The following is a 17,824-nucleotide window of genomic DNA, read 5'->3' as shown; positions in this document are numbered from 1 at the left end:
ACGTCGGTCGGCCGAGACGCCTGCGTTCCGGGCAAGACCGGCGGGCACCTTCCGGGGGCAATCGAAGGCCGCGCCTCAATACTTCCCGGTCAGCTTCATGACGAGCTTATGGATGCCGTGAACGGACGGTCCGGGATTCAGATACATAACGGCACAGGTCCCGGTGCGTAGATTGATGCCTTTCTCCGCGGCGAGCGCCACCGCCTCCGGGGTCTCGTGGGCCATGTGGATCCAGACATGACCGATCCCTGCATCCGCGGCCGCGGCAACCCAGCCCGCGCTTTCCGCCTTCGGCACCTCGATGATGAGACCATCGATGGGTTGGGGTAAGGACGCGAGCGTGGGATACGCGGGATCCCGGTCGACCAGCATAGTGCTGGGGTCGATCGGATAGACGGTTTTCCCCATCGCCTTCAGCCGCCGATAACTGAGGAGCGGAAAAGGCTTGGCTGTGGTGTGTCCGACGACGCCGAAGCGGCCGAGGTTAAAGAAGCTTTCGTAGTTCGAAGCCATGAGCGCGGGGTTCCGGGTGAATGGGTGATTGGGGCACGTACCGACGGGGGCCGGAACAAAGCGCGAGCCTGTTGCGGATGGGTTCTTCCACGGTGGTTTGCGGAAGAGTCGAGGTAACCGGGTCGGCGGAAAAGCGACGTTCGCTCGTCACTCCTTGGACAAGGAACATGCCGTGATTCTCGCTGAATCCTCAGAGATCAGTGAGCAAACCGGAGCGGTTGGAGCCGAGGGCAAACGCTCGATCGTCTAGTCGACAGTATACCGATCTCGGTACAACCTTGGTCGACGATTGAAGACGGCGATCTCGCCGGATGCTCGCGGTCAAATGGCCTGCCTGTGGCGGCGCATGATGGTCATGATGTTGTCCGCGGCGAAGTCCACCGCATCTCGGAAGGGGTACAGAATGACCGGCGCACCGATCTGCCAGAGCTGTGCGCCCTGCGCGTCGTCGCGGGCGACGACGGCGATCTCGCCGGAGAAACGTCGCTCGGCCAGGGCGTAGAGCAGTACTCGGTTTGAATCCAGGTCGGGCAGGGTGCTGATGGCCCAGCTCAGCCCCTCCATGGGGAGACTATCCAAAAAGGCAGCGTCGTGGCCATCGCCGAAGCGGACATTCAAGCCGGCGCCGCTCAGGCGCCGCACGACGTCAGGATCACAGTCCACACCGATGACCTGCAGGCCTTCGTCGCGCAGACGTCGTGCCAGACGGAGTCCGTAGCGGCCAAGCCCGATCACGAGGACCTCCGGCTGCGCTCCGTCCGAAGATGGATTGTCGCCCATGAGCTCCCGGTAAGGCCGGCGTCGTTCGAATAGCCCGAGCAGAGGCGCGAGGGTGCGGTACAGGGGATGCGAGTACAGGATCATGTACGTCGACAGGGTAATGGTGATCAGCCCCACCAAGGTCGTCAGCCCGAGCGCCTCGACCCCGACATGGCCCAGGCTGATGCCCATCGCCACGAAGACGATCGAGAATTCGCTGATCTGCGCGACCGTCAGGCCCGCCAGAAACCCTGTGCGCTTGCGATAGCCCATCACGCCCATGATGGCCATCACGATCAACGGATTGCCGATGAGCACGAACAACGACAGCCAGATCGCGGGCCAGACCTCGGCACCGAGGGTCGTCAGGTCAAGCTCGGCTCCGAGATGGATGAAGAAGAACAACAGCAGAAAGTCGCGGATGCCCGTCAGTCGCGCGCTGATCGCCTCGCGATAGGCGGTCGATGCCAACGAGAAACCGGCCAGGAAGGCCCCGGCTTCCTTGGAGAATCCAACCCATTCCCCGAGCGCTGCGAGCCCGGTTCCCCAGGCGATTGCGAAGATCAGGAGCAACTCCTGCGAGCGCGCGATACGATGCAGGAGATCCGGGAGCACGTAACGCATCAGCACGAACATCAGCACCGCTGCGGCCGTGATGCGCCCCACCAGCGAGATCGCGACAGCCCAGGCCGATGCGTCGGCGCCCGAGCCGAGAGAGCTCATCGCCATCATCGCCAGCACGACGGCAATATCCTGCACGATCAGGAAACCGATCGCGATGCGTCCGTGCAGCGCGTCGAGCTCGCCCTTGTCGGAGAGCAGCTTGACGATGATGATGGTGCTCGAGAAGGTCAGTGCGACCGCGACATAGAGTGCTTCGACCAGTCCCTTGCCCAATGCCAGGATAATCAGGAAGCCGAAGACGATCGTAAAGGCGAGCTGGCCCAATCCGGTGGCCAAGGCGACCGGGCCGATATCGCGCACCCGGGTGAGGTCCAGCTTCAGTCCCACGACGAACAGGAGCACCGCCACGCCGACTTGGGCGAGCACCTCGATCTGATCGTGGGATTGGACCAGCGAGAAACCTGCCGGTCCGACCGCGATGCCGACGACGATGTACGCAATCAGCAGGGGCTGTTTCAGGCGCACCGCAATCGCGCCAGCAACGGCCGCGATCACCAGAAGGACGGCAAGCTCCGCAAAGGCATCGGTTATTTCAATCACGCCGTTCGACCTGCCGCACTCATCGATCGCCCCCGGTTTGATCGGTTGATGTGGGGGCCTCGCGCCGATCGTGCTTCGGATGCCGGCCAACCGCATCACCCGCCATGGAGTCTACTTCAGAAGGGGTGCGCCTTTCATCGAAGAACGCCGGGTGTCGCGCAGTATCTCGACGACGGTGAGATTAGGCGGCGCGCGCTCGCGCCGCCCATGCCGCTCAAATCCTCCGGGGCGATCCCGTAGATATCGACCTCCCGAGGAGACCGTCGACGAGGTCGCTTCAGGTGGTGCTGCCGGATGCGCCTTCCTTGTCTTTGTCGGCGCCGCATTTGCCCTCGCCGCACTTGCCTTCGGTTCCCTTATCGGCACCGCACTTGCCCTCCCCGCATTTGCCTTCCGCATCCTTGGTCCCGCCGCATTTGCCTTCGCCGCACTTGCCTTCGGTGTCGGCACCGGCGACCAGCATGTAGCCGGTATCGAGCGACTGAGCGGCGAACGGGTTGCCGGAGGCCTGCGCAACGCCGACGGCGCCGAGGCTACCGACGATGGCGGCACCGACAAGGGCGGCGGCCGGTGTGATGGTTTTTTTGTTCATGGTCGTGTCCTCGTGTCGAAATAAGAAGGGTGGCTTCCGGAATCGGACATCCGTCACCATTATCGCAGCAACACGCTCGGATTTGATACGTCAGAACCTCAAGGGTTCAACGGAGTCACTGCTCTCGGCGCTGAAAAGCGCGTTGGCCTAGCCGGCGAAGCTATCGAGGCAGACCGGGTCCACACGCCGGGCGTTTCGGGCGCGTCAACTCTGCGGGCCGAATAGGTCATGCCGGGCTGACTCCGTGATCGTCGAGACCGCCGGGTGCTTGATGTGGCGCTCGGCCGAGATGGCGTAGTACCGCTCCTTGATGTCGTCGACCCGGGCGATCAGTGCGACCCCGTACTTGTCGAGAATGTCCTGTTCCACAGCGGTCGGTGTTGTGAAGATCCCGACCCCGGCCTCGCCGAAGGCCTTCATCAGCGCGCGGTCTTCGAACTCCGCGGCGATGCGCGGTTTCAGGTCGTGGCGGTCGAACCAATGCTCGAGCGCGCGATACAGTGCGCTCGAGCCCGTCGGCATCAGCATCGGCGCGCCGTTGAGTGATCGGGGAAAGTCCTCGCGATAGCGTGCCGCGAGCTCCGGGACGGCGAAAAAGCTGATTCCGGATTCGCCCAGGATATGGTTGTAGGCGCGGATGTTCAGCGCCGGATTCACCGGGCTATCGGCAAGGACCAGGTCGAGCTTGTGCACCGAGAGATCGGCCAGAAGGTCGGTCAGTGGTGCCTCGTGGCAGACCAGACGCACCGGGTCCGGGAGGGCCAGTACGGGCGCCAAGACGCGATAAGCGAGCAGCTTGGGCACGACCATGGCGATTCCGACCCTGAAGGTGATGCCGGAGGCCGGCGGGCGGCCCGAGACCACGTCCTGCAACTCCCCCGTCAGTCTGAAGATCTCGTCGGCATAGGAGAACACCACTTGGCCGCTTTCGGTCAGGGCGAGGTTGCGTCCGGATTTGCCGAACAGCTTGGTCCCGATCTGCTCTTCGAGCTCGCGCAGCTGCCCGCTGATGGTCTGGGGCGTGAGGTGCAGGACCTCCGATGCGCGGGCAATGGACCCATGGGTCGCTACGGCCCAGAAGTAGCGCAGGTGCTTCATGTTCAGGTTCGGCATCGGGGGCGGATCCGCGCGTTTGGGTGGAATGCGAAGGATCCGGGTCGAGGTGATGCCCGCGGGCGGTCTCGGCGATGGCTATCGGCGGCTAAGCGGCGGAGGCTGTGACCGGATCGCTCGGGATGATAACCCGAAAGCCGTTTTGCGCATGCAATGGCCCGTGCCGGACGTTGCCTGATCAACTGCGGGCCCCCACTCTCCGTCGAAGCGCGATGACGGCCGCGGCCGCGCGCTTGCGAATCACCGGGGCTGTTGACCTTTGCCGGTCCGAGAACCCATCCATCCAAAAACGTCGGCGGATCGCCCCGGAACATCGCGCCCCGGGTCCCGGCCGATCCCATCGAGGCAGGCATGAGTAAGAAACGACAATTGGACTTCGCGGGTAAGGAGATCGACGTCCGTTTCGACGGGCGCCTCTGTATTCACGTCGGCGAATGCGGTCACTCCAAGGGCGACCTCTTCGTGGCCGACCGCCAGCCATGGTGTGTGCCGGACCTCGTGTCGAAGGCGGAGGTCCGCGAGATCATCGAGCGCTGTCCGAGCGGCGCCTTGACCTACACCGACAAGGCCGGTGTCCCGGAGTCGGCACCCGCGGAAAACAGCCTGACCGTCGCCTACAATGGCCCGCTCTATCTCACCGGCGATCTGGAGATCGAAGGTGCAGGAGACGATATGCCCGGCGTGCGTTTCCGCGCGGCGCTCTGTCGGTGCGGGGCTTCCAAGAACAAGCCGTTCTGCGACAACAGTCATGTCGAGGCCAAGTTCGAGGACTATGGTGCCGTAGGCGAGAAAGGGCCGGGACTGACCGCGACGGGCGGGAAGCTGACGGTCGAGATGCGGCCCGATGGCCCGCTGGTCCTGACCGGAAATCTGAGTATCCGCGCCGGCAGCGGGCGGCTCGCCTGGCAGGGCGACAAGGCGTTTCTCTGTCGCTGCGGGGCGTCGCAGAACAAGCCGTTTTGCGACGGGTCGCATAAGAAGGTCGGCTTTAAAGGTTGAACCGCAACTGAACCGCGTCCGGAGTGACAGGCGTCGTGAGTCGATTTGTTCGGCCTTGTCTCGGTCAACGGCCGATGTGAGACGCGGTTCAGGAATAAAAACATGTCGGTTCGTATCCTGTTCGATTTCGACGGTACTCTTGTCGACAGTCTCGAGGCGGCCTTTAAGGCCTTCCGGCAGGTTGGCCCCGAGTTCGGCTGCGCGCCGTTGAGTCGGGAGCGGCTGGAGCGGCTCAGGGGGATGCACGCGCTCGAGGTCGTACATGCTTTGGGTGTGCCCATGTACCGGCTTCCGCAACTGGCCACGCGGATGCGTCGTGCTATGCGTGCCGATCTGATGGAGACGGCCCCGATCGAGGGTATCGGCGAGGTGCTGGAGACGCTGCTGCAACGCGGGCATCGGTTGGGTATCCTGTCGTCGAATGCGCGGGCGAGCGTGCGTGAGTACGTCCGCCGCCATCGGCTGCCCGGTCTCGATGTCGTGGTCGGCGGAACCGGTCTGTTCGGCAAGGCCGGGGCATTGCGCCGACAGGCCCGCATGCAGGGTCTTGAGCCCGGGTGCCTGGTCTATGTCGGCGATGAGCTGCGCGATCTCGAGGCGGCGCGCGATGCGCGGGTCCGCTTTGCCGCCGTGGCCTGGGGCTATACGCCCTTGGAGAGTCTGGCAGCCGCAGGCCCCGACTTTCAGTGCCGTCATCCGCGGGATTTGCTCTCGATCGCCGCCGGGCAGCCCTGAGGCAAGGAGAACACATCGATCGATGTAGGATGGGTAGAGCGCAGCGAAACCCATCCTCCAAACCGCCGAGTTGCCATTGTAGGATGGGTAGAGCGCAGCGAAACCCATCCTCCAAACCGCCAAGTTGGCATTGTAGGATGGGTAGCGCGCAGCGAAACCCATCCTCCAAACACCCGGGTTGCTGGGTGGCCGAGTTTCGGTCTGATGCCTTTGGCGTAGGCTGGATGGGTTTCGCTTGCGCTCTACCCATCCTACGCCGTGACTTACCCCGGGCAACCGGAGCGCGGGCAACATAAGAGACGCACGACGGCAGGTGCCGATGGCGTCCGAGACGACACCACGATGAAGGAACCGACGACCTTGGATCAGATCACCGCCTCACAACGCAACGCCGCAACAACAAGCGCCTCCACCCCCGGCTCCGCTGCTGCCGATACCTCGCCTGATTCACTCGCGACAGAATTTTCCGCACTGCGGCGGCAGGTCGGCGAGAGCATCCTCGGTCAACACGGCCTGATCGATCGGCTGCTGATCGCCCTGCTCGCCGACGGTCATCTGTTGGTCGAGGGCGCCCCGGGGCTGGCCAAGACCACGGCCGTGAAGGAGCTTGCAGCCGGGCTCGAGGGCGATTTCCATCGCATCCAGTTCACCCCGGACCTCTTGCCGGCGGATCTGACCGGGACCGAGGTCTATCGCCCCCAAGACGGGACCTTTCGGTTTGACCGCGGCCCCATCTTCCACAACCTGCTGCTCGCCGACGAGGTCAACCGCGCGCCGGCCAAGGTGCAGTCGGCACTTCTCGAGGCGATGGGCGAGCGCCAGGTCACCGTCGGTCGCGAGACCTACCTGTTGCCGCGGCTCTTTTTGGTGATGGCGACTCAAAACCCGATCGAGCAGGAAGGCACCTACCCACTGCCGGAGGCCCAGCTCGACCGCTTCCTGATGCATGTCCGGGTCGACTATCCGGATATCCAGACCGAGCGTGCCATCCTGCGCCTCAATCGCGACGAGGCGCGACGCGATCGCGCGTCGGCCCCCTGCGTCGTCCTGAGTCAGGCAAGCGTCTTTGCCGCACGGCACGCCATTCTCGATCTCTACATGGCGCCCGAGGTCGAGGATTATCTGGTCCATCTGGTGATGGCGACCCGCAAGCCGGAGGCCTATTCGCCCGACCTGGCCGGGTGGCTGCGTTTCGGCGCGAGCCCGCGCGCGACCATCGCCCTGGACCGCTGCTCGCGCGCCCTGGCCTGGCTGAACGGGCGCACCTTCGTCTCGCCCGAGGATATCCAGTCGCTCGCCCCGGATGTGTTGCGTCACCGCGTGCTCCTGTCCTACGAGATGGAGGCGGAAGGCCGCCGGCCGGACGACTTCATCGATGCCTTGCTCGGGCGCGTCCCGGCGCCGTAGGCGGTCCGTGCCATGCGATTGAACCCACCAAGTGCGAAGGACGCGAAGACGTCTCATGCGCGGACCGAGGGCGTCCTCCCCGAGTTGACCGAGTTGATCGCCCTGCGCGAGCAGGCGCGGCGGCTCGATCTTGCGCCGCGCGGGCGGGTCCTGGCGACGCGCACCGGCGGCCATGTGGCGCGCTTTCGCGGGCGCGGGATGGAGTTCGACGAATCGCGCGTCTATCAGCCCGGCGACGACCCGCGCAACATGGACTGGCGTGTCACGGCCCGGGCCGGTCGTCCGCACGTCAAACTCTTCCGAGAGGAGCGCGAGCGGCCGGTCTGGCTGCTGGTCGACCAGGGGCCGTCCATGCGCTTCGGCACCCGCATCGCCTTCAAGTCCGTCGTCGCCGCGCGTGCGGCCGCGCTGCTCGGCTGGGCTGCCGTGGATCGCGGCGATCGTGTCGGCGGTCTGGTCTTCGACGAGACCCGGCACCTGGAGCGCCGCCCGGCCTCGCGTGCCGCGGGACTCCTGCCGCTTCTCGACCGTCTGGCGAGTCCGTCGCCCGCCTGGCGTGCAGACGCCGAATCCTCCGGCCCGGCCGGCGGCTACGCCTCGCTCGGGGACGCCGCGGGACACCTCGTCCGGCTGGTGCGCCCCGGCAGTCTGGTTGCCGTGATCAGCGATTTCGCCGACATCCTGCGCGGGCCGACACGTTGGATGACCGAGCTGGCCGCCGGTTGCGAGGTCATCCTCTTGCCGGTGCACGACAGCATCGAGATCCAGGCGCCGCCCTCCGGACGCTACCCCGTGACCGACGGGCGCCGGCGCGGCCTACTCGATCTGACCCGCTCCGGGAGCCGCGAGGCATACGAAGATCTGTTTCGCACCCGGATGGAGACCCTGGAGCGGCTGGCGCGGCGCAACCGTGCCCACCTGCTGCGTCTGACCGCCGATGCCCCGGTCGGTCCCGCGCTGGCGCTCGGTCTCGGCGGGCGAGGGCGCTTGCCCGCCGCGGGGGGCTTCGCGTGAACGGCGATCCTTTGGCGCAACTGCGCGACTGGCATCTGCCGGATCCCATCCAATGGTGGCCGCCGGCCCCCGGTTGGTGGATCTCCGCCGCCGTGCTTCTGGCGGTTCTGCTGTGGGTGGCCGGTGTGCGCTGGCGCCGACATCGGCGTCGGGGTGCCGCCGCCCGTTCGGCCCTGCGCGAGCTCGCCGCGCTGCGGGCGGCCGTCCGGGCCGACGGCGACACCCGCGCCTTCGTCGCCGCACTCTCGCGCCTGCTGCGCCGGTTCGCGCTTGTGCGCTTTCCGCGCGAGCAGGTCGCCGGACTCACCGGGGATGCCTGGCTCGCCTTCCTGGACGCGACCGGCGGCGGGGGTGGCTTTCGTCAAGGACCGGGGCGGGCACTCGCCGACCTGGTATACGGCGCGACCCGCGACGGCGATCCACTGCCGAATCCGGATGCCTTGGCCGATTTGGCGGAAACCTGGATCCGCGCCAACCGTCGCCACGGCGGCCCCGCAGTTGGCGGAGCCGGGGAAACGCCTGCCGACCCAGAGGCCGATGCCACGCCCCTAGCAACGAGATGACCCCAATAATCACCCCAAAAACACCCGACGTAGGATGGGTAGAGCGAAGCGAAACCCATCCTCCCCGCTCCGACGCCCAAGCTTCGGCACCGGAAGAGCGAAGCGAAACCCATCCTCCCCGCTCCGACGCCCAAGCTTCGGCACCGGAAGAGCGCAGCGAAACCCATCCTCCCCGCTCCGACGCCCAAGCTTCGTTACCGGTAGAGCGCAGCGAAACCCATCCTCCCCGCTGCGACGCCCGGATCGTGCTGTTGAGCTGTGAGGATGGGTTTCGCTGCGCTCTACCCATCCTACGTTTTTCGGTTGGTTTTCAATCGCTCCTTGAACCTTCTGAAACGCGCCCCTCCGAGGCGAGCATGTCGTGCGACCTCACGGCCATGCAATGAAAATTCAAAGATCCCCCGAGCGCGTTTCAGCATGATCACGCTGGCTTGGCCCCTAGCCCTTCTCGCCCTCCCTCTCCCGCTCATCGCGACCTGGCTCCCCCGCGCCCCCGCCGAGCAGGGCGCGGCCCTGCGCTTCCACCTGGATCCGGACCTCGCGGCGGAGGTTGCGCGGGGCACGCGAGGGAGCGGCTCGCTGAGTCCGCGTCTGATCCTCGCCTTGGTCGCCTGGGTCCTTCTGGTGCTCGCCGCGGCGCGTCCGGAATGGGTCGGGGAACCCGTCAGACTCCCCGTCTCCGGTCGAGATCTGATGATCGCGCTCGACATCTCCGGGAGCATGGAGGTGGCCGACTACGAGCTGAACAACCGCATGGTCGCGCGCATCGCACTCGTAAAGGCGGTCGCGGAGCGATTCATCGCGCGGCGCGAGCAGGACCGTCTCGGACTCATCCTTTTCGGCTCCCGGGCCTATCTAATGACGCCGCTCACATTCGATCGCACGACGGTCGGGACCATGCTGACCGAGGCGGTGGTCGGCCTGGCCGGTCGCGAGACCGCGGTCGGCGATGCCCTTGCCCTGGCGGTCAAGCATCTGCGCGACCAGCCGGAGGACAATCGCGTCGTCATCCTCATGACCGACGGCGCCAACAACGCCGGACACATCGAACCGCTCGCAGCGGCCGAGCTGGCGGTTCAGGCCGGCGTGCGCGTCTACACCATCGGGATCGGCGGCGGCAACGGCGGGGGGATGTCGCAGTCGCGCTCGCCCTTCGGCGGCGGTCCGGCGCGCGCGGGCAGCGATTTCGATCCGGCGACGCTCCAGCGCATCGCCGAGATGACCGGCGGACGCTTCTTCTCGGCTTATGCCCGCGAACAGCTCGAAGAGATCTACGCCGAGCTCGATCGTCTCGAGCCGAGCGAGCGCGACGAGCGCTCGCTCACGCCGAGGCGCTCGCTCTACATGTGGCCGGCGGCCGGTGCGCTGCTCCTGAGCTTCGGGTTGGCCGCCGCGCCGCTTCTGTCCGCGGGGGCACGCCGTCGTGTGGCCTGAGTTGCAGCTTCTGCGCCCGTTTTGGCTGCTGGCCCTGATCCCGGCGCTGATCCTGCTTGTGCTGCTGTGGCGACGACCGGCCGGTGCGCTGGTGTGGCGGCGCCTGGTCGATGCACATCTGCTGCCGCATCTCCTGGTGGGCGCGGATCGTGAGCCGCGACGTCTGCCGCTTTTGCTGTTGGGTCTCGGTTGGTTACTGGCGACGCTGGCGTTGGCCGGACCGGCCTGGGAGCGTGTCGCGCAGCCCGTCTACGGGACTAGTGCGGCGCGAGTCATCCTACTCGACCTCTCTCCGAGCATGAACGCGGCCGATCTGCGGCCATCCCGCCTGGCGCGTGCCCGGTTCGAGGTGATGGATCTGCTGAAGGCATCGGAGGAAGGCCAGATCGCCCTGCTCGCCTTCGGCCCGGAGCCCTTCGTGGTCTCGCCGCTGACGCGGGATGCCGTGACCATCTCGGCCCAGGTGCCCCAACTCACGACCGACCTGATCCCGGTACCGGGAGCGCGCGATACTGCACGGGCCTTGAACGCGGCCGGCGAGCTGCTGGGGCGCGCCTCCGCCGGTCGCGGCGACATCGTCCTGGTGACCGACGGTGTCGGCGACCTGGCCGCGGCCCGGTTTGCCGTGCAGGCATTGGCGGCCGGCGGACATCGCGTCTCGGTGCTTGCGGTCGGCACCTCCGACGGTGCGCCCGTGCCCTTGGCCTCGGACGGGGCACGTGGTTTCGAGTCCGACCCCAACGGCGGGGTCCGGATTGCGCGCCTGCCCGAGTCCGATCTGCGCGAGCTGGCCCGGCTCGGCAACGGCCGCTATGTCGAATCGGACGCAGGCGACGCCGACACCCGCTTACTGATGGGCCTCGGCTCGATGGACGCGGAGTTGACCGAGGAGCCGTCGCTCCTGTCCGATCAATGGCGCGAGGAGGGCCCTTGGCTGCTGCTCGCACTCTTGCCCTTCGCCGCCTTGGCCTTCCGGCGCGGTTGGCTGTTGTCGATCCTCGCCTGTGTCATGATTCTGCCGCCGTCCCCCGGATGGGCCTTCGAGTGGTCCGACTTCTGGTGGCGACCGGATCAACAGGCGGCCCGAGAATTCGAGGCCGGCGCGAATGCCGAGGCGGCCGAGCTGTTTCGGGATCCGGCGTGGCGTGCCGCCGCCAGCTATCGTGCCGGCGATTACGAGCGTGCACTTGCAGCCTTGTCGGATGTGCCGGATCCGGATGTGGACTACAACCGCGGCAATGCACTCGCACGCCTCGGACGGATCGACGAGGCCATCGCCGCCTACGAGCGAGCGCTGGAACGCGATGCAAACCATGCGGATGCGCGTCACAACCTGGAGCTGCTCCAAGCGCTGCGGGACCGCCCGCCCGAGTCGTCCGAGGACGGCGAATCGGGCGAGGGCCAAGGCGAGGGCGAGGAGGGTGACGCCGCGAGCGACTCGCAAGGCACTTCCGGTAAAGAACCCTCGGGCGGCGGAGGAGATCCGTCCGGCTCCCCCGGCAGCGACGACACGCAAACGGACCCGAGCGAAAGCCCCGAGGACTCGGGCGAGCAGGCGGCTGAGGGCAAAGACGGCGTCGAGCCGACATCCGAACCTGCGTCCGAGACCGCATCCGATTCGGCCGAGCAGGACGGCTCGGATGCCGCGGGCGAGCCGGGCGCCGACGCGTCGTCCGATCAGGCCTCGCCGAAGCGCTCCGAGACCGGACCCGCATCGAGCGGAAAATCCGGGCCGACCGGCGATCCGGGCGACATCGGTCCTGACGACATCGCCGAGACCGAAGATGTCTCGCTACCGGAGGATGAACCCGGTGGATCGGCGCAGCACCCGGACGGGGCATCGGATCCGACGACCGAAGGGTCCGCGCCCTCGGACAGCGCACTGTCGGACGCCCTCAGTCCCGAGGCGCAAGAACGCGAGCAGGCAATGGAGGCTCAATTGCGCCGAGTCCCCGACGACCCGGGCGGTTTGCTGCGGCAGCGGTTTCTCCTGCAGCATCTGCGCCGCGAAGGGCGCTTGCCCTGAGCCGCCTCATGCGCGAAAACCACACCTCGACACGCACGCATGCGTCGATCTTGAAACTGGATGTATGACTTGATTCGACTTGCCTGGACCTCTTCTCTAGGAGCGTACGATGCGACGGACAAGCGGCCGTGGCGCCTGCTTCTCGCCGTTCTGCTCCCGATGCTCTGCGCCGTCAGGCTGTTGGCGGCACCGGTGTTGGCTGCCCTGATGTTCGTCACGCCGGCGTCGGCGCAGGACACGCTCGGCGACGGGGTTCGCGCCGAGATCGATCGCGACCGCATCGCCGGGAACGAGACCCTGATCCTGCAGCTGTTCGGCGACGGCCGACTCTCGGGCGAGCCCGACCTCCAAGTCCTGGAGGCGGATTTCGACATCTTGAGTCGCAGCCAGAGCGAGCGCATGAGCGTTCTGAACGGCGCCGTGTCGCACACGCGCGAATGGCGCATCGAGCTTGCCCCCAAGCGATCGGGCCGACTGGAGATCCCCGCGCTGGCGTGGGGCGATGCACGCAGCGAGCCGCTCGCGGTCGAGGTCGTCGAGGACGCCGCGGCCGATGACCCCTCCGCCGGTCCGAAGCCGATCTTCGTGCGGACCGAGACGGACGACTCGACGCCCTACGTGCAGCAGGCGTTTCACTATCGGGTCCAGGTGCTCTACCGCGAGCGCGAGCCGCCGCAGCGGGCGGTCCTCTCCGAGCCGCAGGTGGAAGGTGCGACGATCGAGCGCGACGGCGAGGACCGCAGCTCGGTCGAGGTGATCGACGGCCGGCGCTATCAAGTGATCGAACGGCGCTTTCTCGTGGTGCCGCTACAGAGCGGACCCCTCGTCATTCGCGGTCCGCGACTGGAGGCGGTGATGCCGGCACCGCGGCCGTCCGGCCGCCGTCCGGCCGACGATTTCGATGCGCTGTTCGGCGCCGGACCCTTTGCGGGGCTGTCGGGGATGACGGCCAACGGACGACGGATCGTGGAGCGGGCGCCCGACCTGGAGATCCAGGTCCGTGCGCAGCCGCCCGGTTCGAGCTCGCCTTGGTTGCCGGCGGAGTCCGTCGAGATCTCGGACGAATGGGTCCCCGCGTCGCCGCGATTCCAGGTCGGCGAGCCGGTGACCCGTGTTCTGACGGTCACCGCGCGCGGAGCCACTGCAGCCCAGCTGCCACCGCTCGTGCTCGATCCGCCGGACGGCGCACAGATCTACCCTGGTCAGACCAGCGCAGAGGATCTGCCGGGCGTCGGTGCGCCGGTCGGAATCAGGAGCCTCGAGGTGGCCTTGGTACCGACCCGCGCCGGTCGCGTGACCCTTCCCGAGGTGCGTGTTCCCTGGTGGGATACACGCGAAGATCGCGAGCGGGTGGCGGTCGTGCCCGCCCGGACGCTGGAGGTGGCCGCTGCGCCGGCGGGGACCGCGAGCGGCGGGTCGACCGGGGCGTTTGCGAGCGCGGGCGAGTCGGCGTCGGAGGACGCTGCAGTGGTCTCCGATCGCGTCGACGCGGACGCCGAGCCTCGACAACCCGGCACACTGGCGTCCAGGGCAGAGGACTGGATGCCTCGGGCGATCGCCGGTCCGATCGGCCTCGGGGTTTCCGCGCTCGGCCTCATCGGTCTGGGTTGGCTCGCAGCCCTCGTCTGGATTAAACGGGGAGTGCGTCGTCGCGAGGCCTCGGATCAGGTCGAGACCCACGCCTCGCCGCAGGCGCTGCGCGAGGCACGCCGACGCATCGAGCAGGCCTGCCTCGCCAACGACGCCCGCGGCGCGCGCATGGCCTTGCTCGATTGGGGTCGGGTCCGCTGGGCCGGGCAGGCTCCGGCGGGGCTCGGCGCCTTGGCCCGGCGCCTGGACGATGCCGTGGCGGCCGAGACGCTGGCGCAACTCGACCGCGCCCTCTACGCGGGCGCCACGTACGCGAGCACTGGCCCCGGGGCGGCCTGGGACGGCCTCGGTGCCTGGCAGACACTGGAGTCTTCTCTGTCCGGCGACGAGGCCGACACCCCGTCCGATCCCTCGACAGCCCTGCCGGAGCTCTATCCGCGCCGGATGTAACCTGTCTCACACGTAAGAGGGGTCGAGCGAAGCGAAACCCATCATCCGGTGCCGGAGCCCTGATGGGGTTCGCAATCTCACCCCCCATTGATGGGGTTCGCTGCGCTCTATTCGGTGCCGGAGTCTGGGCGTCGGAGCGGGGAGGATGGGTTTCGCTGCGCTCTACCCATCCTACATTTCGTTAATTTATGAGTTTCTTCCTGGCCGGGCAGGGTGGACAAGAGCAGCGCAGTCCACCAGCCCCGTCGCAGGGTTTGGTGGACTTCGCTCTCGCTCGTCCCCCTACGGGCCGACTGTCGCGCGGTCGATCGCTTCCGGATTCTCATCCCGGATGAGAAGATGACGCCCGGCGATTCCAGACGGGCCGCGACGCGTGCGCGCCGATCGCCGCAGACCGGCGCAACGCGGGCAACGGCGCCGTTCGATGGACGCCTCGACCGCGGTTCGCTGGACCACCAAGGCGGTTGACCCACTCCAATTCATGCTGTTTTTCAAGGATAAACGATGTCGCGCTTGAGCCTGATCCTAAAGGGTGGTGCCATGGGTGTCGCGGAGGTGATCCCGGGCGTGTCCGGCGGAACCATCGCCTTCATCAGCGGCATCTACGAGCGTCTGCTCAATGCCGTGAAGGCGTTCGGTCCGGGGCTGATCGGCGTGCATCGTCGCGAAGGACTCGACGGCGTCGGGCGCGCGGTCGACGGGGGCTTCCTGGCGCTCCTTCTCGCCGGCATGGCGATGGGCATCCTGGTCGGCGTCTTCGGCGTCTCCTGGATGCTCGAGCATTATCCGCCGCTGATCTGGGCATTCTTTTTCGGGCTGATCCTCGCCTCGATCCTCTTTATGGTTCGGCGCATCCCGCAATGGCGCGCCGGCGAGGTGGGGCTCTTCGTCCTAGGGGCGATCCTGGCCTACGCGATCACCACCCTCACGCCCGCGAGCGGCAACGAGGCGCTCTGGTTCGTCTTTCTCTGCGGCGCCATCGCCATCTCGGCACTGATGCTGCCCGGCATCTCCGGGAGCTTCATGCTGCTGGTGCTGGGGATGTATCAGTTCATCATCCAGGACACCCTAAAGGGGCTGCTGATCGACTTCTCGCTGGATAAACTCCTGATCCTGAGCGTCTTCGCTCTGGGCTGTTTGACGGGGATGATGACCATGTCGCGTCTGCTCTCCTGGACCTTCAAGCGCTATAGAAGCCTCACCCTGGCCATCTTGACCGGCTTCCTGGTCGGGTCGCTCAACAAGGTCTATCCCTGGCGCAACGCCGAGGACTGGCTCAGGGATAGCTCGGGCCAGGTCGTGATGGCCGCAGACGGACTCACCCCCGAGAAGATCCTCTCCGAGGTCAATGTTCTGCCCTCCGGCTACGAGGGCGATCCGCTGGTCCTCGGTGCGGTCTTGACCTGTGTGCTGGGCTTTCTCATTGTCTACGCGTTCGACCGCTTCGGACCGCGGACGGACTGAGTCGGTTTCCGCAAGTTCCATGCCGTGGGTTGTGCCGAGCCTGCGAGGTACAATCAACCAAGGATCTACTCGTTGTCGTTGTCGCAATCGTAATCGGATTCCAGACGAACACGACAACGACAACGAAAAATTCTGCGACGGTTTGCTCAAGACGTACGGCGTAAGGGGCTAGAAGCCTTCCAGTCGGGATGCCTATTCTCGGAAATCGCCTCAGCGGCCCTACGACCGGCGAGGACACCCGCGGCTGTGTGTGGTGTTGCGCGGCGGATTACGCGGACAAGGCGTTTGCGATCATCGCGCAGCTGCCGAGGGCGTGGGCGATCGGCGCTTCCATGCCGACTGCTCGGAAGGCGTCCTCCACGATCCGGCGGGAATGCGCCGTGCGCTCGTAGGAGCAGATTTGATAGCGGGCGAGGATTTCCAGCGAGATCTCGGTCCGGTCGTTCAGCGGACGATCCTTCGGAACCACCAGAAGCAGGCGCCAGGTCTCGATCGGAAAATACAGAAGCTCGGGATCGTGCTCGGACGGCTCGGAGAGGATCCCGATGTCCGCGTCGCCGGCTCTGAGCATGGCCGATGCGCTCCGCGGCTCTTCCTCGAACACCCGCACATTGAGCGCCGGCATGGCTTCACAAAAACGCATCATGGTGTCTCGCAGGCGAGTGCTCGCCGCGTGTCGGGTGGCGACGACCACAAGGCCCCCGCGCTCGGCGTTCACGTGTGAATCCGCGACCTCTTCGATCCGCTGCACGTCCTGGATCACCCGGGCCACCAGGACCGCGATCTCCTGACCGGGCTCGGTCAGGCCGATCAGACGCTTGCCGTGATGAGTGAACAGATCCACGCCCAGCTCGTCCGCCAGCGCTTGAAGCTGTCGGCTCACGCCCGGCTGCGAGGTGAAGAGCGCCTGGGCGGCGGCGGAGATGTTGAAGTCCTGGTCGATTTCGTGCCCGAGCGGATCGCGGCGGGCGAGTATCGGGTGAGCTATCGGGTCGGCATCCGCGGACGACCCGGCGCGCTGGGTCGCTCGACCCTGGCGATTCGGGTGCGGCCGGTCTTCAAGCTTCAGGTCGACATCCTGGACATGCCGACCATCGCCATCGCGAGCGAGCCCTACCGGGCGACCTTCCAGATCGGCAACTACAGCAATACCGAGCTGACCGTCGGCTTCGGCGCCCAAAGCAGCGGTGAGTCAAAGTTGGAACCCGCCGCCGGCAGCATGACCCTGGCGGCGGGCGAGGTGCGACCGGTGGAGGTGACGATCAAGCCGCCTGCCATCACCGAGTCGACCCGCGACGAGATCAGCCTGACCGCGACCGCGGCGGCGCCCGGGATGGAGGCGCCGCTGACCGACACCGCCAAACGCATTGTCGAGACCCTGCCGCGCGTGACCGGCAAGGAGAAGCCCTAGAACAGCATGAGGACCTACTTCACCCGGCGAGTCGGGGGCAGTTGGAGCGGCAAGAACGACGGGAGCGACGGTGCCGGCGTGCAGCTCGAGTGGTCCGGCAGCGGGGCGTTGGACGAGACGAACGAGCGGTTCCTAAGCTTTTTCTTCCGCTGGCCGGGTCTGAACGACGAGTCGGTCTTCGGTCAGGAGGACTGGTTTTATGTCGACTACCGGGGTCGCAACTTCGACGTGACGCTCGGGGATGCGACCTATGGTCTTTCGCCGCTCACGGAGCGGGGCGTGAGCGGGCGCGGTGCGCGCTTCGCGTGGCGGGGCGAGCGTTTGGAGCTCTCCGCCTATCACGTCGGCTCGTTCGATTTCGGCGACGACGACGAGTATTTCAACGGATATCAGACCGGCCTCGGGGCCGCCTATGCGCTGGCTCCCAATTGGTTGATCGCCCTGAGCTATCTGGATCAAACCGACAACGAAGACGGCCACAATCGGATCCTCGGCGTCCGCCAACAGGTGGCGCTGGGTCCCGAGCTGGC

16 protein-coding genes are annotated in these 17,824 nt (G+C 66.5%); 11 read left to right on the top strand and 5 right to left on the bottom strand.

Annotated features, from left to right (window positions below; genetic code table 11):
* Window positions 1-75 precede the first annotated feature (75 nt).
* From GPT33_RS02925 to nhaR, 4 genes are all read right to left on the bottom strand, one after another.
* The gene (locus GPT33_RS02925) at window positions 76-513 is read right to left on the bottom strand and encodes a CoA-binding protein (protein ID WP_296805780.1); all 438 of its coding nucleotides are present in this window, start codon (window positions 511-513) and stop codon (window positions 76-78) included.
* Between the two features lie 321 nt (window positions 514-834).
* Complete coding sequence (locus tag GPT33_RS02920; RefSeq protein ID WP_296805778.1) at window positions 835-2,496, bottom strand: cation:proton antiporter family protein; 1,662 nt, start codon at window positions 2,494-2,496, stop codon at window positions 835-837.
* A gap of 277 nt (window positions 2,497-2,773) precedes the next feature.
* The gene (locus GPT33_RS02915; protein ID WP_296805776.1) at window positions 2,774-3,088 is read right to left on the bottom strand and encodes a low-complexity protein; all 315 of its coding nucleotides are present in this window, start codon (window positions 3,086-3,088) and stop codon (window positions 2,774-2,776) included.
* 204 nt (window positions 3,089-3,292) lie between these two features.
* Window positions 3,293-4,201, bottom strand: a complete 909-nt coding sequence (gene nhaR / locus GPT33_RS02910) for a transcriptional activator NhaR (RefSeq protein ID WP_296805774.1) — start codon at window positions 4,199-4,201, stop codon at window positions 3,293-3,295.
* 351 nt (window positions 4,202-4,552) lie between these two features.
* Here nhaR and GPT33_RS02905 point away from each other — a divergent pair, with 351 nt between their 5' ends.
* The 9 genes from GPT33_RS02905 to GPT33_RS02865 all read left to right on the top strand — a co-directional run bounded on the left by GPT33_RS02905 (window position 4,553) and on the right by GPT33_RS02865 (window position 15,883).
* Complete coding sequence (locus tag GPT33_RS02905; protein ID WP_296805772.1) at window positions 4,553-5,200, top strand: CDGSH iron-sulfur domain-containing protein; 648 nt, start codon at window positions 4,553-4,555, stop codon at window positions 5,198-5,200.
* Window positions 5,201-5,302: 102 nt separating this feature from the next.
* Entirely contained in the window at window positions 5,303-5,935 is a 633-nt protein-coding gene (locus GPT33_RS02900) for an HAD hydrolase-like protein (protein WP_296805770.1), read from the top strand.
* A gap of 342 nt (window positions 5,936-6,277) precedes the next feature.
* The gene (locus tag GPT33_RS02895; RefSeq protein WP_296805768.1) at window positions 6,278-7,342 is read left to right on the top strand and encodes a MoxR family ATPase; all 1,065 of its coding nucleotides are present in this window, start codon (window positions 6,278-6,280) and stop codon (window positions 7,340-7,342) included.
* A gap of 12 nt (window positions 7,343-7,354) precedes the next feature.
* Window positions 7,355-8,356: a DUF58 domain-containing protein gene (locus GPT33_RS02890; protein WP_296805766.1), complete on the top strand. Its 1,002-nt coding sequence runs from the start codon at window positions 7,355-7,357 to the stop codon at window positions 8,354-8,356.
* Window positions 8,353-8,919 carry a DUF4381 domain-containing protein gene (locus GPT33_RS02885; protein ID WP_296805764.1) on the top strand — a complete coding sequence of 189 codons (567 nt, stop codon included), beginning with the start codon at window positions 8,353-8,355 and terminating at the stop codon, window positions 8,917-8,919. Before GPT33_RS02890 ends, GPT33_RS02885 begins: the two co-directional genes overlap by 4 nt.
* A 417-nt stretch (window positions 8,920-9,336) precedes the next feature.
* Window positions 9,337-10,353 (top strand): VWA domain-containing protein, encoded by a 1,017-nt coding sequence (locus GPT33_RS02880; RefSeq protein WP_296805762.1) that lies wholly within the window; start codon window positions 9,337-9,339, stop codon window positions 10,351-10,353.
* Entirely contained in the window at window positions 10,343-12,379 is a 2,037-nt protein-coding gene (locus GPT33_RS02875; RefSeq protein ID WP_296805760.1) for a VWA domain-containing protein, read from the top strand. The genes GPT33_RS02880 and GPT33_RS02875 overlap by 11 nt, the downstream gene beginning before the upstream one ends.
* A gap of 60 nt (window positions 12,380-12,439) precedes the next feature.
* On the top strand, window positions 12,440-14,419 hold the full coding sequence (locus GPT33_RS02870) for a BatD family protein (RefSeq protein ID WP_296805757.1): 1,980 nt from the start codon (window positions 12,440-12,442) through the stop codon (window positions 14,417-14,419).
* 504 nt (window positions 14,420-14,923) lie between these two features.
* The gene (locus GPT33_RS02865) at window positions 14,924-15,883 is read left to right on the top strand and encodes a DUF368 domain-containing protein (protein ID WP_296805755.1); all 960 of its coding nucleotides are present in this window, start codon (window positions 14,924-14,926) and stop codon (window positions 15,881-15,883) included.
* 268 nt (window positions 15,884-16,151) lie between these two features.
* Here GPT33_RS02865 and GPT33_RS02860 read toward each other — a convergent pair whose 3' ends face one another.
* Window positions 16,152-16,766, bottom strand: a complete 615-nt coding sequence (locus GPT33_RS02860) for a LysR substrate-binding domain-containing protein (RefSeq protein WP_363928972.1) — start codon at window positions 16,764-16,766, stop codon at window positions 16,152-16,154.
* On the opposite strand from GPT33_RS02860, the gene GPT33_RS02855 reads away from it, so the two are divergent.
* Together GPT33_RS02855 and GPT33_RS02850 are read left to right on the top strand one after the other, a co-directional pair.
* Window positions 16,710-17,294: a hypothetical protein gene (locus GPT33_RS02855; RefSeq protein ID WP_296805751.1), complete on the top strand. Its 585-nt coding sequence runs from the start codon at window positions 16,710-16,712 to the stop codon at window positions 17,292-17,294. The two genes, GPT33_RS02860 and GPT33_RS02855, sit on opposite strands and share 57 nt — an antisense overlap.
* A gap of 6 nt (window positions 17,295-17,300) precedes the next feature.
* A partial coding sequence (locus GPT33_RS02850) for a hypothetical protein (RefSeq protein ID WP_296805749.1) occupies window positions 17,301-17,824 on the top strand: 524 nt, incomplete at its 3' end.

It is taken from the genome of Thiocapsa sp. (genome assembly GCF_011390875.1).
Taxonomy (GTDB): Bacteria; Pseudomonadota; Gammaproteobacteria; order Chromatiales; family Chromatiaceae; genus Thiocapsa.
This window is presented reverse-complemented; position numbering and strand designations above follow the sequence as displayed.